The organism is Microbacterium sp. CCH5-D1 (assembly GCF_001557335.1).
GTDB classification, from domain to species: Bacteria; Actinomycetota; Actinomycetes; order Actinomycetales; family Microbacteriaceae; genus Microbacterium; species Microbacterium oxydans.
Genome location: NZ_LSJW01000095.1, coordinates 1 through 16,082, shown reverse-complemented (window position 1 = coordinate 16,082; position 16,082 = coordinate 1). Strand labels below are relative to the sequence as shown.

Sequence of the window (16,082 nt, the reverse complement as noted above, 5' to 3'; positions counted from 1 at the left end):
CATTAGTGCGCCTTCGGAGCGTACTTCGGACCCTTCACGCCGTAACCGGCCTTTGCCAGCGCCCAGCCGACGATCGCGCCGATCGGGACGAGGGCCACCGAGGCGATGACGAGGACGGGCTGCTCGAAGCAGAACGCGACCGTGGCGGCGGCGAAGCCGACCAGCATGATGACCACAGCGGTCCAAGCGGCAGGCGAGTGTCCGTGGCCGGGATCGGCGATCGGGTTGGTCATGTTCTCCTCCGGGGGACGACGTGCGGTTCGGATTCAGTCTATCGGGGTCAGCGTGTCGGATCGGTTCCCCGGGACAGCTCGTCCCAGGAATCGACGGCATCGACGGGCCCGTCGTGCGCGACATCGACGCGGTCGGTGCGGTATCGGCGTCCACCGGCCTTCCACCCGCGCCACGTCGTGAGGACCACGACCGAGGCCGCCAGCAGGATCGCCCAGCCCACGAGCGCGATGTACGGCCAGGCCGAAGGCACGATGCTCGCGACCACCTCATGGACCGCCATACCTCCCGCCAATCCGGTCACCTCGGTCACGGTGGCCCCGACGGCGTCGAAGGGTTCGGAGAGCAGCAGCTGGAGAGTCGACCAACCGAGGAACACGGCTGTCGCCGCCGCGAGCACGCCGAACACGAGGCGCACCGGCTTGCCCGCGATCGACAGCGCGGCGCCGAGAGCGAGCACAGCCAGGCTGAGCGGGGCGAGAAGCACCAGGGCGGACGCCCCGGGGACCAGGATCGCCTCGCCCGCGTCGGCGCGCTCCACGGTCAGCCAGGTCTGAGTCGACGAGATGATGCCGATCGCCCCGGCGAGAAGGAAGCCGGAGACGGACAGCGCGCGACCGCGTTTCGCGAGGCTCATGAGCGATCCGTTCCGGTGACGGCCTCGAGGTCGTTCGTGTCGAAGCAGGTGCGCGTGCCGGTGTGGCAGGCGGGGCCGGTCTGGGCCACGAGGAGCAGGATCGCATCGCCGTCGCAGTCCAGACGCGCCTCGTGCACGACCTGGATGTGTCCGGACGTGTCGCCCTTGCGCCAGTACTCCCGGCGGGACCGGGACCAGTAGGTCGCCCGTCCGGAGGTGAGGGTGCGTCGCAGCGCCTCGGCGTCGACCCAGGCGAGCATCAGCACCTCGCGCGTGTCCCACTGCTGCACGATGACCGGCGCGAGCCCGTCGGCGTTGAAGGCGACCTGCGCGATGCGCTCGTCGACGGATGTCGTCTGTGCTTCCGCGTCGCTCATCGGACGAGAACCCCCTCCGCGCGAAGCGCGTCCTTGACGTCGCCGACCGTGAGCGCGCCGGTGTGGAACACACTGGCCGCGAGCACGGCGTCGGCACCGGCTTTGATGGCGGGCGCGAAGTCCGATGCCTTTCCGGCACCGCCCGATGCGATGACGGGCACGGACGCCGCCTCCCGCATCAGGCGCACGAGCTCCAGGTCGAAGCCGTCTCTGGTGCCGTCCGCATCGATCGAGTTGACGAGAAGCTCGCCCGCTCCGCGCTCCGCCGCCTCCCGCGCCCAGTCGAGGGCGTCGAGAGTGGTCTGCGTGCGGCCGCCGTGCGTGGTGACGACGAAGCCCGAGTGGGTCGTGGGCGCGCGCTTCACGTCGAGCGAGAGCACGAGCACCTGCGCACCGAAGCGGTCGGCGATCTCGCCGATGAGCTCCGGGCGCGCGATGGCCGCCGAGTTCACGCCGACCTTGTCCGCGCCGACCGACAGCAGGCGCGCCACGTCGTCGACGCTGCGCACTCCCCCGCCGACGGTGAGCGGCACGAACACCTGCTCCGCCGTCCGCTGCACGACGTCATACGTCGTGGCGCGGGCGTCGACCGTCGCGGTGACATCGAGGAAGGTGATCTCGTCCGCACCCTGCGCCGCGTAGTGCCTGGCGAGCTCGACGGGGTCGCCCATGTCCCGCAGGTTCTCGAAGTTCACCCCTTTGACGACGCGCCCATCGGCGACGTCGAGACACGGGATGACACGGCTCGCGAGCGTCATCAGAGCCTCGCGTTGTGGATCGCGGTGACGAGGATGGCCCGTGCACCCAGCGCGTAGAGAGCGTCCATCACGGGGTTGACCCGGGAACGAGCCACCATGACGCGCACGGCCACCCACTCGGGGTCCCGCAGCGGCGAGACCGTCGGCGACTCCACGCCCCCGGCGATCTTCACGGCGTCGTCGAGGAGGGCGACCGGAAGGTCGTAATCGATCATGACGAAGCGTCGAGCGACCATCACACCGCGCAGGCGGCGAAGCAGCGTGTCCGCGCCCTCGGCGTCGACGGGTCCGGCGATGAGCACCGCCTCCGACTCCAGGATGACGGGGCCGAACACCTCGAGCCCGGCCTGACGCAGCGTCGTGCCGGTCTCGACGACATCGGCGACGGCGTCGGCGACACCGAGGCGGACCGCGGACTCCACGGCGCCGTCGAGGGGCACCAGGTCGACGGCGATGTCACGCTCGTCGAGGAACGCGTCGACGAGGCCGGGGTACGACGTCGCGATGCGGAGCCCGTCGAGCTCGCTCACATCGGTGTAGCGTCCGGTCGGCGCGGCGAAGCGGAAAGTCGAGCCGGCGAAGCCGAGAGCTTCGATCTCGCGCGCACCGGGCATGCGTGCATCGAGCAGCAGGTCACGACCGGTGATGCCGACATCGATCGCGCCGGAGCCGACATAGGTGGCGATGTCCTTGGGACGGAGGAAGAAGAACTCGACGTCGTTGTCGGCGTCGATGACGTGCAGGGTTTTGGGGTCTCGACGGCCGGCGTAGCCCGCCTCGGCGAGCATGTCGGCGGCGGTCTCGGAGAGCGAGCCCTTGTTGGGAACAGCGATGCGCAGCATGGATGGCTTTCAGTTCGAGGGGATCGGAACGGAGCGCATCACAGATGTCGATAGACGTCCTGCAGGCTGAGCCCCTTCGCGAGCATCATCACCTGGACGTGGTACAGCAGCTGGGAGATCTCCTCGGCGGCGGCCTCGTCGGACTCGTACTCCGACGCCATCCACACCTCGGCGGCCTCTTCCACGATCTTCTTGCCGATCGTGTGCACGCCGCCGTCGAGCTCGGCGACGGTGCCCGATCCGGCAGGGCGGGTCTCGGCCTTGACGCTGAGCTCGGCGAACAGCTCGTCGAAAGTCTTCACGCTTCCAGGCTAGCGGCTCGGGCGAGGTCTCTCAGCCGGGTGACGGCCGCCTCGATGTCGTCAGCCCCGTAGACGGCCGAGCCCGCGACGAATGTATCGGCGCCCGCGGAGGAGGCGATCTCGATCGTGCGGTCCGAGATGCCGCCGTCGACCTGGAGCCAGACACGGGAGCCGCGCCGACGGGCTTCTTCCGCGAGAGCGCGCAGCTTCGGCATCGTCTCCGGCATGAAGCTCTGCCCGCCGAAGCCGGGCTCCACGGTCATCACGAGGATCTGGTCGAACTCGTCGAGGACCTCGAAGAGCGATTCGACAGGTGTCGCCGGCTTCACCGCGACCCCGGCTCGAGAACCGATGTCACGAAGACGACGGGCGAGAGCGACGGGCTCATCGGCGGCCTCGAGGTGGAAAGTCACGCTCGCGGCGCCGATCTCGGCATACTCGGGCGCCCACCGCTCGGGGTCCGTGATCATCAGGTGCACGTCGAGCGGGATCGGGCTGGTGGCCTGGATGCGCTCCACCATCTGCGGCCCGAACGTCAGGTTGGGCACGAAGTGGTTGTCCATCACGTCGACGTGCGCGAAGTCGGCGGTCGCGATCTTGGCGAGATCCGCCTGCATGTTCACGAAGTCGGCGGCGAGGATACTCGGGTTTATGCGCGGGGCGCGAGGGAGTTCCACAGTCCTAGTCTTCCTTCCCGGATGAGGTGTCGTCGATCGATGAGCGCTGCAGGAGCGCGAGGAACATCGCATCCGTCCCGTGACGGTGCGGCCAGAGCTGTGCGCTGCCGGAACCGACCCTGCCGTCCTCCGCGAGATCGATCGGGGCCATGGCGACATCCGCGATGACGGCCCGCGCATCGAGCTCGCGCACATCTGCACGGTCGCGGAGCACCTCCTTCACCACGCCCGTGGTCTCCGCGAGATGAGGAGAGCACGTGACATACGCGACGATCCCGCCAGGGGCGAGGGCATCGAGCGCGGCAGAGAGCAGCTCGACCTGGAGCGGCACGAGCTCGGCGACGTCGGCCGGGGACTTCCGCCACCTCGCTTCAGGGCGCCGCCGCAGCGCCCCCAGACCCGTGCAGGGGGCATCGACGAGGATGCGGTCGAACTCCCCCGGCCGGGATGCGGCCAGAGTCCGCCCGTCCTGCTCGTGCACCTCGATCTCACCGGGGACGGCCCGCAATGCCTTGCGCACCAATCGGGCCCTCACCGGGACGACCTCGTTCGCCTCCAGAGTGACGTCATGCTCACGGGCGACAGCAGCGAGGAGCGCCGTCTTGCCACCTGGCCCCGCGCACAGGTCGAGCCAGCGCTCACCGGCGGTGATGGGCGCGGCGCCGGCCAAGGCCAGTGCCACGAGCTGGGATCCCTCGTCCTGCACGCGCACGGTCCCACTGGACGCCTCGACGGCATGCCGGGGGTCGCCGCCGGCCGAGGCGAAGGCCGTGGGCGCGTACGGCAGACGAGGCTCCCCCGGCTCGGCGAGCCCGGGGAGCGCGACGAGCGTGACATCGGGTGAGGCGTTGTCGGCCTCGAGAAGCGCCTCCAGCTCCTCGCCACGCCCCTCGGCGATCAGAGCACGACGCAGAGCGCGGATCACCCACACCGGGTGCGCGGAACGCAGGGCGAGTCGTTCGTCGTCGGAGCGTGCGCTGCTCTCGATGCGTTCCTGCCACTCGTCGCCTGATTCCCGGGCGATGCGACGGAGCACGGCGTTCGCGAAGCTCGATGCTCCACGCCCTGACTCCGTCGCGACCAGGTTCACCGACTCGTTCACCGCGGCGTGCGAAGCCACCCGCGTCGCCAGCAGCTGATGCACGGCGAGGCGCAGAGCGTCGAGGACGGCGGGATCGATGCTGTCGGGAGAACGATCCGCCGCCGCGGCGATGATCGCGTCGTAGGTGCCGAGCCGGCGCAGCGTGCCGTACGTCAGCTCGGTCGCGAGAGCAGCGTCCTGGGGGCTGAGTTGCGCTTCGGCGATCGCGGAGGGCAGCAGGAGGTTCGCATAGGCATCGGTCTCGGAGACCGCACGCAGCACGCCGTACGCGACTCGTCTCGCGGGCTGCACGGTGCGGGCGGGACCGCGCTGCCCCCCGCGATGCGCGTCTCCCGATCGCTGCGCGCCACGCGGACCGGCGTTCTTCGGTGCCGTCCTACGGTTCCGTCGTTCTTCGCTCATGAACCGGCCACCACTTCGTCGCCTCCACGCAGACCGCGCCACCAGTCGACAGCGTTCATCGCGCCCTTGCCTGCCGGCTGGACCCTGGTCACCGCGAGTGCACCGGTACCGGTGCCGATGTGGAGAGCCGTCTTGGTGCCGCGGAGCCGCCCCGGCGCGAGGGGCTCGGCATCCGGGGCCGGCGTGGCTTCGAGCACCTTGAGGGGTTGACCTGCGACCGTGGTGTGCGCACCCGGTTCCGGGGTCACACCGCGGAAATGAGCGAACACGGTGTCGAGCGGCCGACTCCAATCGAGCAATCCGTCCGCGAGCGTGAGCTTGGCCGCGAAGGTGGGCTCTCCCTGTTGCGGTATCGACGACGCCGTACCCTCGGCGATCGCGGAGACCACCTCGGCGAGGAGCTGCGCGCCGTCGGCGGCGAGGAGCTCGAGAGCCTCCCCTGCGGTGGCTGCAGCGGGGACATCGACCTCGCGCATGGCGAAGACATCGCCGGCGTCGAGTTCCGCGACCAGCTGGAAGACGCTCGCACCGAGCACCTGATCCCCCGCGATCAGCGCACGCTGGACAGGAGCGGCTCCGCGCCAGGCCGGCAGCAGCGAGAAGTGCAGATTGATCCACCCCGCGCGGGGCGCCGACAACAGAGGCTCGCGCACGAGCCCGCCGTACGCCACGATCACCCCGAGGTCCGCCTCGAGCGCAGAGATCTCCGCTGTCGCCGCGTCGTCCAGGCGCGCCGTCTTGATCACGGGAAGACCCAGTCCGACAGCCGATTGCGCCACCGGAGACGGGGTCAGGGTGCGACGACGCCCCAGCGGGGCGTCGGGACGTGTGACGACCGCAGCGATGTCGTGGGACTCCGCGAGTCGCTGGAGGCTGGGGACTGCGGCGGCCGGTGTGCCGGCGAAGACGAGGCGCATGAATGTTCTCCGGAAGGGTCAGAGCTCTGGTTCGAGGATATCGAGGCGGACGGAGAGGGTGCTCTTGGTGGCGCGCCCCTTTCGGCGACGACCGCTCACGGCTTCGGCGACGACCGCCGCGCGCAGGGCCGTCGCCACCCGCGCTCCGGCACCGTAGTCGAAGCGCACGAGCGCACGCACCCGTGGGGGCACGTCGTCGGTCTCGACCGGGACGGGCCCGAGCACCGCGTCCGAGGGCAGGGCGAGATCGCTGAGTGCGGCGAGGGCATCGGCGACGGCGGGGACCGATCCCTGCACGAGCGCCACGCGCGTCGTCGGAGGCATGTGCAGAGGTGCTCTGCTCTCCAGCTCCGATCGGGCATGGCCGGCCTGGTTCCAGGTGGCAAGCGCCTTCGCAGCCGCCCCGTTGACGCCCACGAGATGCACGGGCGCGCCGGGAGCCGCCAGCGCGGCCGCGTTCGACCACCACCGCAGACAGGACTCGGCGACCCGCAGGTCGGGGGCCTGGAGCATCCTCGGCCCGTCGAGCAGCACGACGGCACGGTATCCCCCATCGGCGATCGGCTCGGCACCACGGGTCGCGACGACGAGTGCGGGCTTCGCCGGAACCCGCTCCACCGGATGAGCGCCGTCCGCGACGATCACCCGCACACCGGGGAACGCGCGCCCCAGCTCGTCGGCCGTGCGCTCGCTGCCGGACGAAGCCAGGCGAAGCTTCGTCGACGAGCAGGCAGGACACGTCCAGGCACTGGCACCGCGTCCGCACCATCCGCACACCGGCACGGCACCGCGATGCTTCGCACCGAGTGGACCGCCGCAGTGGGCGCACCGGGCGGGCGCTCGACAGTCCGCGCACACCAGTGAGGGAGAGAATCCGGGGCGCGACACCTGCACGAGCACCGGGCCTTCCGCCGCCGCGGTGCGTGCGGCGAGGAACGCGGACGACGGCATCCGCTGAGCCGTCGGCTGCTCCATCTCCTGGGGCGTGCTGAGGACGACTCGCGGCAGCACTCGACGTGCTGCTCTGACGTCCTGCAGCCAGCCGAGGGCGACCAGCCGTTCGACATCCGTCGTGCGCGTGTGGCCGGCGAAGAGCAGCGCCGACCCCTCCAGCTCTTGACGCAGCAGTGCCGCGTCCCGTGCATTCACATACGGGGCCAGCGGTTCCCCGAGAAGCGGGTCGCCGTCGTCCCAGATCGCGACCAGGCCTGCGACGACGGGTGAGTACACGGCCGAGCGGTTGCCCACCACGATGCACGGGGCGTCTTCGAGCGTGCGGAGGAAGCCACGATAACGGTCGGGGTTGGTCTGCCGGGAGTCGTGACGGACCACTGCGGCGGCGGGGACGAGCGCCTCCAGAGCCGCGAGGAGTCGATCGAGATCGCGACTGTCCGGGACGACGATGATCGATGATCGCCCCGCGGCGAGCATCCGCGCTGCCGATGCCGCAAGCAGACGGGCCCAGCCCTGCACGCCGTCGACGAGCTGGGGAATCGCCTCGACCGCGGCGCGACCACCGGAGTCGAGGACGGCGCCGAGCCCCTCGTACAGATCGACCGTGCTCTCCGCCACGGCCAGAGCATCGGCATCGGGGACCTCGGCGGGCGTATCGGCCGTCCACGCCTTCTCGACACGCACCTGACGTTTGGGGATCACCAGGCGCAACACGTCGGAGGCCGAGCCCGCTGCCCGGTCGGCGACGCGACGAGCGAGGGCGTGCAGACGCGTGGGAAGCACGGGCACCGGAGACACGACGCTCTCGACCTCCGAGAGCGCCCGGTCGGCATCGTCCTCCGCGTCGATGTCGACGACGTAGCCGTCGATCACGCGTCCGGCGGTGCGCAGGGGCACGCGAACGCGAACTCCCAGGGGCACATCCCCCAGCTCAGGGGGAAGGGCGTAGTCGAAGAGCCGATCGAGTTGCGGAAGAGGGGAATCGAGGAGCACGCGCGCGATGCGCCGGCTCTCCGCAGGCATCAGGACCGCGGTCCCATCAGAGACCGGCGGCGCGGCGCAGCTCTTCGACGCGGTCGGTGCGCTCCCAGGTGAAGTCCGGGAGCTCACGGCCGAAGTGCCCGTAGGCCGCGGTCTGCGCGTAGATCGGGCGCAGCAGTTCGAGCTGCTCGATGATCGCCTGCGGGCGGAGATCGAACACCTCGTTGATCGCGCGGGTGATGATCTCGTCCGACACCTTGCCCGTGCCGAACGATTCCACGTACAGACCGACCGGGCGTGCGACGCCGATGGCGTAGGCCACCTGCACCTCGAGGCGGTCGGCCAGCCCCGCGGCGACGGCGTTCTTGGCGACCCACCGCGTTGCGTACGCGCCGGACCGGTCGACCTTCGACGGGTCCTTGCCGCTGAAGGCACCTCCCCCGTGACGCGAGGCTCCGCCGTAGGTGTCGATGATGATCTTGCGCCCGGTCAGACCCGCGTCCCCCTTGGGGCCGCCCGTGACGAAGGGCCCGGCGGGGTTGATGTACAGGGTGACGTCGTCGAGGTCGAGGCCTGTGGTCGCGAGCACGGGATCGATCACGTGTTCCCGGACCTGGGCCTTGACGTCATCCTGCGAGATGTCGGGGTGGTGCTGGGTCGAGACGACGACCGCATCGACGGTCTTCGGCGTGAAGCCGTCGTAGCCGAGCGTGACCTGTGTCTTGCCGTCGGGGCGCAGGAACGGCAGCTGGCCGTTGCGACGCACCTCGGTGAGCCGCTCGGCGAGGCGGTGTGCCGTCCAGGCGGCCATCGGCATCAGCTGCGGCGTCTCGTTCGTGGCGAAGCCGAACATGATGCCCTGGTCGCCGGCACCGAGCCCGTCCAGCGGATCGATCGAAGACCCGTCGCGGTGCTCCTGGGCGCTGTCGACGCCGTGGGCGATGTCGGTCGACTGTTCGCCCACCGAGACGCTGACACCGCAGGAGGAGCCGTCGAAGCCGGTGTCGCTGGAGGTGTAGCCGATGCCGTTCACGACCTGGCGGACGATCGTGGGGATGTCGACGTAGGCCTCGGTGCGGATCTCGCCGGCCACGTGGACGAGACCGGTCGTGACGAGCGTCTCGACAGCGACGCGGGAGCCCTTGTCCTTCGCGATGAGCCCGTCGAGGATGCTGTCGGAGATCTGATCGCAGATCTTGTCCGGATGTCCCTCGGTGACGGACTCGGACGTGAACAGACGCAGGGCGCTCATCGATACTCCAGAACGGGACGGACAGAGAGAGGGTGTTGCACCCATTCTGGACCGCGCCTCCGACAGAACGGAGGCGCGGCCTGGAATATCACTCTGCGTGACGAAGGCGCAGCTTGTCCTCGTTGATCTCGTGCAGCGCGATCGTGAGCGGCTTGTCCTCGACGGACGAGTCCACGAGCGGGCCGACGTTGTCGAAGAGGTTTCCCTCGTGCAGGTCGGAGTAGTAGTCGTTGATCTGACGCGCGCGCTTCGCGGCGTAGATGACGAGCTCGTACTTCGAGTCGACGCGGTCGAGCAGGTTGTCGATGGGGGGATCGATGATGCCGTTGTTGTGTCCGGCCATGGTGAGACCTCCTGATCAGGCGACGGGATCGTCGCGAAGACGGTGCGAAAGGCGCGCGAAGACGCTCAGCGCGCAGAGCTTGTAGACAATTCTACGACCTCGCGGGCCGCAGTGGCGACGTCCTCGTTCACGATGAGGTGGTCGAACTCGTTCTGAGCGGCGAGTTCGACCTTCGCGGTACGCAGCCTCCTGGCCCTTTCCTCGGCGTCTTCCGTGCCCCTGCCGACCAGTCGATGCACCAGTTCGTCCCAGCTCGGAGGCAGCAGGAAGATCAGCGTCGCTGCCGGTTCGGCGGCACGCACCTGGCGCGCGCCCTGCAGGTCGATCTCGAGCAGTACCGTCTTGCCTTCGGCGAGAGCGGCGTCGATCGGCGCCCGCGGCGTGCCGTACCGCGAGCGGTTGTGCACCACGGCGTACTCGAGCAGCTCCCCGTCGGCGATCAACCGGTCGAACTCGTCGTCGTCCACGAAGTAGTAGTGCACCCCGTCGATCTCGCCGGGACGCGGGGGCCGGGTCGTGGCCGAGACCGAGAGGTGGATCTCCGGGTTGTGCTCGCGGATGTGCGCGGCGACCGTGCCCTTTCCCACGGCGGTGGGACCGGCGAGAACCAAGAGCCGACTGCGTGCGCCGCGGGGAGCCGCGGGCGGGAACCGGGAGTCCAGCCAGGCCTCCAGCACCCGACGCTGCCGAGCACCGAGCCCTCCGAGACGCTTGACCGGCGAGATGTGCAGCTCTTCCAGCACGCGGTCGCGCTTGCCCGCACCGATCGCGGGGAGCGCCAGCAGGAAGTCGGTGATGCGCATCGATCCCTCAACCGAGTCGGCGTCCGCCGTCGCGCGGTGCAGTACCGTCTGCGGCGTCACCACGCGCATCGTGAGGTCGCGTTTCACCGACGCTCTCGCGCGTCGACGCTCCACGGCACGGCGTGCGGCGGCCGCCCTGTCGACCTCGGGAACCGTACGCTGCGCGTCAGGCACGCGCCACCTCCAAGTACTCGGCCGCGCGAGCGGTGATCGTGGCAACCAGATGATCGGGTCCGGCGCCGAGGATGCTGCGGCTCTCGCTCGCGATCACCGCACCCGACATGGGCCCGAAGCGCACCCGGAGGTCGGCAGGCGTTGCGCCCTGCGCGCCGAAGCCGGGAGCGAGGATGGGAGCCACGGGTCCGAACGGGTGGATTCCCGCGAGGTCCCAATCCACGGTCGCACCGATCACGAAGCCGAAGCTGCCCCACTCCCCCGCGTCTGCCAGCGCGGCGTTGCGGGCGGAGACCTCGCCGATCACCGATCCGGAGACGGTCTCACCTGTCGAGGTGACTGCGCGCTGCAGCCCCTCGGCCTCGGGGTTGCTGGTCGCGGCGAGGACGAAGACTCCCTTGCCGTGCTCCTCGGCGAGGGCGAACGCCCCGTCGAGGGCGCCCACGCCAAGGAAGGGGCTGACGGTGAGCGCGTCGGCTTCCAAGGGCGAGCCGGGTGTGAGCCATGCGCGCGCGTAGTCGCCCATGGTCGAGCCGATGTCCCCGCGCTTGGCATCGGCGATCACGAGCAGATCGGCCGCCCGTGCGGCCGCGAGCACGTCTTCCATCGCGGCGACGCCCCGCGAGCCGAAGCGCTCGAAGAACGACACCTGGGGCTTCACGAGAGCCACTCGCCCCGCGGCCGCCTCGACCGTGCGCAGACCGAAGTCCCGCACACCGCGCGCGTCGTCGGGGAGCCCCCACGCGGCGAGCAGGGCCGCGTGGGGGTCGATTCCGACGCAGAGAGGGCCGTGCGCGCGCAGCGCTGCCCGTACGCGTTCGCCGAAGCGTCGGCTCACAGTGCCGCCTTCCGGTCCAGCGCGTACTCCTGGAGGCTCTTCACCTGGAAGCCCTCATGGGCGGCGTCCATTCCGCTCACCGCTGCGCCGAGCACGGCGATCGTGGTGAACAGCGCCTTGTCGGCGGCGACGGCCGCAGCGCGGATCTCGTAGCCGTCGGCGCGAGCGGCGCCACCCGACGGAGTGTTCACGACGATGTCGATCTCCCCGTCGTTGATGAGGTCGACGATGTTCCGGGCGCCCGACTCCTGCGTCTCGCTGTACTTCTCGACGACCGTCACGGCGATGCCGTTGCGCGAGAGGATCTCCGCGGTGCCCTCGGTCGCGACGATCGTGAAGCCGAGCTGCTGCAGGCGGTGCGCGGGAAGGATGACCGCACGCTTGTCCGAGTCGGCCACCGAGATGAACACGGTGCCGGACGTCGGCATGCCCCCGTAGGCGGCAGCCTGGCTCTTGGCGAACGCCGTCGGGAAGTCACGGTCGATGCCCATGACCTCGCCGGTGGAGCGCATCTCCGGTCCGAGCACGGAATCGACCGTCTTGCCGTCGGCGGTGCGGAACCGCTTGAAGGGCAGCACAGCCTCCTTGACCGAGACCGGAGCGTCCAGCGGGACACGCGAGCCGTCCTGCTCCGGCAGCATGCCCTCGGCGCGCAGCTCGGCGACGGTGGAACCGGTCATGATGCGGCTCGCGGCCTTCGCCATCGGGATGCCCAGCGCCTTGGAGACGAACGGCACCGTGCGGCTGGCGCGCGGGTTCGCCTCGATCACGTAGAGCACGCCGGCGCTGATGGCGAACTGCACGTTGAGCAGTCCGCGCACGCCCACGCCCTTCGCGATGGCGAGGGTGGCCTCGCGCACGCGGTCGACGTCCGTGCGACCCAGCGAGACGGGAGGCAGCGTGCAGCTGGAGTCGCCGGAATGGATACCGGCCTCCTCCAGGTGCTCCATGACGCCGCCGATGTACAGCTCGGTGCCGTCGTAGAGGGCGTCCACGTCCAGCTCGATCGCATCGTCGAGGAATCGGTCCACCAGCAGCGGCTTGCCCTCCTCGATGACGACCTCGCCTGCGGTGCGCACGAAGTAGTCGCGCAGCGACGCCGTGTCGTAGACGATCTCCATGCCGCGCCCGCCGAGCACGAAGCTCGGACGCACGAGCACCGGGTAACCGATCTCCTCGGCGATGCTCACCGCTCCGTCGACGTCGATCGCCGTGCCGTTGCGGGGTGCGACGAGACCCGCCTCGTCGAGCAGACGGGAGAACAGCTCGCGCTCCTCGGCGAGGTCGATCGCCTCCGGACTCGTGCCGAGGACCGTGTAGCCGGCCGCTTCGATGCCCTTCGCGAGTCCCAGCGGCGTCTGGCCGCCCAGCTGGCACACGACGCCGAGGATGGTGCCGCTCGCCGCCTCCGCGTCGAGCACCTCGAGCACGTCCTCGAGCGTCAGCGGCTCGAAGTACAGGCGATCGGAGGTGTCGTAGTCGGTCGAGACCGTCTCCGGGTTGCAGTTGACCATGATGGTCTCGAACCCGGCATCGGAGAGCGCGAACGACGCGTGCACGCACGAGTAGTCGAACTCGACGCCCTGACCGATGCGGTTCGGCCCAGAGCCGATGATGACCACCTTGGTGCGCTCGGACGGAGCGACCTCGGTCTCGAAGTCGTAGCTCGAGTAGTGGTAGGGCGTGAGAGCGGGGAACTCGCCGGCGCACGTGTCGACGGTCTTGTACACCGGACGGATGCCGAGGCCATGGCGGACGCCGCGGACCTCGGTCTCGGACGTGCCGCGGAGCTCGGCGAGCTGCGCGTCGGAGAAACCGTGCTCCTTGGCGTAACGGAGAGTCGCGGCGTCCAGCTCGGGAGCCGTCCGCACGATCTCCGCGACCTCGTTGATCAGCACGATCTGGTCGAGGAACCACGGGTCCATGGCCGTCGACTCGAAGGCCTGCTCGACCGTCGCGCCCTTGCGCAGCGCCTGCTGCAGCGTGACGATCCGGCCGTCGGTCGGCGTCTTGGCGACCTCCAGGAGCTCTTCCACCGAACGGGTCTCCTCGCCCCAGTGGAAGCTGGAGCCGCGCTTCTCGAGCGAGCGCAGCGCCTTCTGCAGCGCGGTGGCGTAGTTGCGGCCGATGGCCATGGCCTCGCCGACCGACTTCATGGTCGTGGTGAGCGTGGCGTCCGCCGCAGGGAACTTCTCGAACGCGAAGCGAGGCACCTTGACGACGACGTAGTCGAGCGTCGGCTCGAAGCTCGCCGGCGTGACCCCGGTGATGTCGTTCGGGATCTCGTCGAGGCGGTAGCCGAGGGCGAGCTTCGCGGCGAGCTTCGCGATCGGGAAGCCGGTGGCCTTCGAGGCGAGGGCGCTCGAGCGCGAGACGCGCGGGTTCATCTCGATCACGATGATGCGCCCGTTCGCCGGGTCGACCGCGAACTGGATGTTGCAACCGCCGGTGTCGACGCCGACGGCGCGGATGATGTCGATGCCGATGTCGCGCATCTTCTGGTACTCGCGGTCGGTGAGGGTCAGCGCCGGGGCCACCGTGATCGAGTCACCCGTGTGCACGCCGACCGGGTCGACGTTCTCGATCGAGCAGACGACGACCGTGTTGTCGGCCGTGTCGCGCATGAGCTCGAGCTCGTACTCCTTCCAGCCGAGGATCGACTCCTCCAGGAGCACCTCGGTCGTCGGGGAGTCACGCAGACCGGCGCCTCCGATACGACGCAGGTCCTCCTCGTCGTAGGCGAAGCCGGAACCGAGGCCGCCCATCGTGAAGGACGGGCGCACCACGAGCGGGTAGCCGAGCTTCTCGGCACCGGCGAGGAGGTCGTCCATGGTGTGGGCGATGACGCTCTTCGCGACGTCGGCGCCCGCTTCGAGCACGAGCTCCTTGAAGACCTGGCGGTCCTCGCCCTTCTTGATCGCATCGACCTTGGCGCCGATGAGCTCGACGCCGTACTTCGCGAGGATGCCGCGCTCGTCGAGCGCCATGGCCGCGTTCAGAGCGGTCTGCCCACCGAGTGTCGGGAGGATGGCATCCGGCTTCTCCTTGGCGATGATCGTCTCGATGACCTCAGGGGTGATCGGTTCGATGTACGTCGCATCGGCGAAGTCGGGATCGGTCATGATCGTGGCCGGGTTGGAGTTGACCAGGATGACCCTGACACCCTCCTCGCGCAGCACGCGGCACGCCTGGGTGCCGGAGTAGTCGAACTCGCAGGCCTGACCGATGACGATCGGGCCGGAGCCGATGACGAGGACGGAGTTGATGTCGTCGCGCTTGGGCATTACTTGGAGTCCTTCTGGCTGGCGATGACCAGGTCGCGGAACCTGTCGAAGAGGTAGTTGGCATCGTGGGGGCCCGCAGCCGCCTCGGGGTGGTACTGCACCGAGAAGGCCGGGATGTCGAGGGCGCGGAGTCCCTCCACGACGTTGTCGTTGAGGCCGACATGGCTGACTTCCACCTTGCCGTAGCCGTGGGGGCTGTCGAACGTGCCCTCGATCGGCGCCTCGACGGCGAAGCCGTGGTTGTGGGCGGTGATCTCGACCTTGCCCGTCTGCTTGTCGAGCACCGGCTGGTTGATGCCACGGTGTCCGAACGGCAGCTTGTAGGTGCCGAGGCCGAGAGCCCGACCGAGCAGCTGGTTGCCGAAGCAGATGCCGAAGAACGGGAGTCCTTCGTCGAGCACCGAGCGCAGCAGCTCGACGTGGTCACCCGATGCCGCGGGGTCGCCGGGCCCGTTCGAGTAGAAGACGGCGACGGGATCGACGGCGCGGATCTCGTCGATCGTCACGTTCTGCGGAAGCACGTGCACCTCGAACCCGCGAGCGGCCAGGTTGTCGATCGTCGCCTGCTTGACGCCGAGGTCGAGCACGGCGAGGTTGCCGATCCGCTCCCCCAGTGCCGTGGTCACGGTGGCGACGTCGACCGAGACCTCCGCCGACAGGTTGCGGCCGGCCATCTCGGGAGCCTCTCGGACGATGCGCACCTGCTCCTCCGGGTCGAGCGCGGCATCCGGACCGGAGAAGATGCCACCGCGCATGGAACCCGCCGAGCGGATGTGTCGGGTGACCGATCGGGTGTCGATACCGCTGATGCCCACGATGCCGTCCTCCACGAGAACGTCATCGAGCGAGGCGTTCGCACGCCAGTTCGACACCACCCTCGAGGGGTCGCGGACGATGTAGCCGGCGACCCAGATGCGACGCGATTCCGCGTCTTCGTCGTTCATGCCGGTGTTGCCGATGTGCGGTGCCGTCTGCAGCACGATCTGCCCCGCGTAGGACGGGTCGGTGATCGTCTCCTGGTAGCCGGACATGCCGGTCGAGAAGACCACCTCGCCCAGAGTGCGCCCACGGGCGCCGTAGGCGCGGCCGATGTGGCGGGTGCCGTCTTCCAGGACGAGGACGGCAGGGTCGGGGAGCCGGGCCGCTGAGGCCTGCTCGGGGGTGGTGGAGAGTGTCATGACGTTGCTCCTGTGTCGGGGGCGGCGGGG

Annotated in this window: 16 protein-coding genes; all 16 read right to left on the bottom strand. The window is 69.5% G+C overall.

All coding sequences use genetic code 11. The features are described from left to right. Positions 1–2: 2 nt before the first annotated feature. The 16 genes from AX744_RS06500 to carA all read right to left on the bottom strand — a co-directional run bounded on the left by AX744_RS06500 (position 3) and on the right by carA (position 16,052). A complete protein-coding gene (locus tag AX744_RS06500; RefSeq protein ID WP_046747126.1) occupies positions 3–233 on the bottom strand; it encodes an HGxxPAAW family protein in 231 nt (76 codons plus the stop codon). Positions 234–280: 47 nt separating this feature from the next. Then, on the bottom strand, positions 281–868 hold the full coding sequence (locus tag AX744_RS06495) for a Trp biosynthesis-associated membrane protein (protein WP_058631196.1): 588 nt from the start codon (positions 866–868) through the stop codon (positions 281–283). Continuing rightward, positions 865–1,245, bottom strand: coding sequence for a phosphoribosyl-AMP cyclohydrolase (gene hisI / locus AX744_RS06490; protein ID WP_046747128.1), 381 nt, complete (start codon positions 1,243–1,245; stop codon positions 865–867). Before hisI ends, AX744_RS06495 begins: the two co-directional genes overlap by 4 nt. Beyond that, positions 1,242–2,003 carry an imidazole glycerol phosphate synthase subunit HisF gene (hisF, locus tag AX744_RS06485; protein WP_058631197.1) on the bottom strand — a complete coding sequence of 254 codons (762 nt, stop codon included), beginning with the start codon at positions 2,001–2,003 and terminating at the stop codon, positions 1,242–1,244. The genes hisI and hisF overlap by 4 nt, the downstream gene beginning before the upstream one ends. Next, a complete protein-coding gene (hisG, locus tag AX744_RS06480; RefSeq protein ID WP_046747130.1) occupies positions 2,003–2,845 on the bottom strand; it encodes an ATP phosphoribosyltransferase in 843 nt (280 codons plus the stop codon). The genes hisF and hisG overlap by 1 nt, the downstream gene beginning before the upstream one ends. Before the next feature lie 38 nt (positions 2,846–2,883). Next, a complete protein-coding gene (locus tag AX744_RS06475) occupies positions 2,884–3,147 on the bottom strand; it encodes a phosphoribosyl-ATP diphosphatase (protein WP_045265324.1) in 264 nt (87 codons plus the stop codon). Beyond that, positions 3,144–3,824 carry a ribulose-phosphate 3-epimerase gene (gene rpe, locus AX744_RS06470; protein ID WP_046747131.1) on the bottom strand — a complete coding sequence of 227 codons (681 nt, stop codon included), beginning with the start codon at positions 3,822–3,824 and terminating at the stop codon, positions 3,144–3,146. Before rpe ends, AX744_RS06475 begins: the two co-directional genes overlap by 4 nt. Before the next feature lie 4 nt (positions 3,825–3,828). Next, positions 3,829–5,328 carry an RsmB/NOP family class I SAM-dependent RNA methyltransferase gene (locus AX744_RS06465; RefSeq protein ID WP_231728749.1) on the bottom strand — a complete coding sequence of 500 codons (1,500 nt, stop codon included), beginning with the start codon at positions 5,326–5,328 and terminating at the stop codon, positions 3,829–3,831. After that, on the bottom strand, positions 5,325–6,245 hold the full coding sequence (fmt, locus tag AX744_RS06460) for a methionyl-tRNA formyltransferase (RefSeq protein ID WP_061015908.1): 921 nt from the start codon (positions 6,243–6,245) through the stop codon (positions 5,325–5,327). Before fmt ends, AX744_RS06465 begins: the two co-directional genes overlap by 4 nt. 18 nt (positions 6,246–6,263) lie before the next feature. Continuing rightward, positions 6,264–8,222, bottom strand: coding sequence for a hypothetical protein (locus AX744_RS06455; protein ID WP_061015906.1), 1,959 nt, complete (start codon positions 8,220–8,222; stop codon positions 6,264–6,266). Positions 8,223–8,238: 16 nt separating this feature from the next. Beyond that, on the bottom strand, positions 8,239–9,432 hold the full coding sequence (metK, locus tag AX744_RS06450; protein WP_046747134.1) for a methionine adenosyltransferase: 1,194 nt from the start codon (positions 9,430–9,432) through the stop codon (positions 8,239–8,241). Between the two features lie 88 nt (positions 9,433–9,520). After that, positions 9,521–9,775 (bottom strand): DNA-directed RNA polymerase subunit omega, encoded by a 255-nt coding sequence (gene rpoZ / locus AX744_RS06445; RefSeq protein ID WP_017204385.1) that lies wholly within the window; start codon positions 9,773–9,775, stop codon positions 9,521–9,523. Between the two features lie 65 nt (positions 9,776–9,840). Further along, complete coding sequence (gene gmk, locus AX744_RS06440) at positions 9,841–10,752, bottom strand: guanylate kinase (protein WP_058631200.1); 912 nt, start codon at positions 10,750–10,752, stop codon at positions 9,841–9,843. Beyond that, positions 10,745–11,590 carry an orotidine-5'-phosphate decarboxylase gene (gene pyrF, locus AX744_RS06435; RefSeq protein WP_061015904.1) on the bottom strand — a complete coding sequence of 282 codons (846 nt, stop codon included), beginning with the start codon at positions 11,588–11,590 and terminating at the stop codon, positions 10,745–10,747. The genes gmk and pyrF overlap by 8 nt, the downstream gene beginning before the upstream one ends. Further along, the gene (carB, locus tag AX744_RS06430) at positions 11,587–14,874 is read right to left on the bottom strand and encodes a carbamoyl-phosphate synthase large subunit (RefSeq protein ID WP_046747137.1); all 3,288 of its coding nucleotides are present in this window, start codon (positions 14,872–14,874) and stop codon (positions 11,587–11,589) included. Before carB ends, pyrF begins: the two co-directional genes overlap by 4 nt. Further along, a complete protein-coding gene (carA, locus tag AX744_RS06425) occupies positions 14,874–16,052 on the bottom strand; it encodes a glutamine-hydrolyzing carbamoyl-phosphate synthase small subunit (protein WP_046747138.1) in 1,179 nt (392 codons plus the stop codon). Before carA ends, carB begins: the two co-directional genes overlap by 1 nt. Positions 16,053–16,082: the final 30 nt, after the last annotated feature.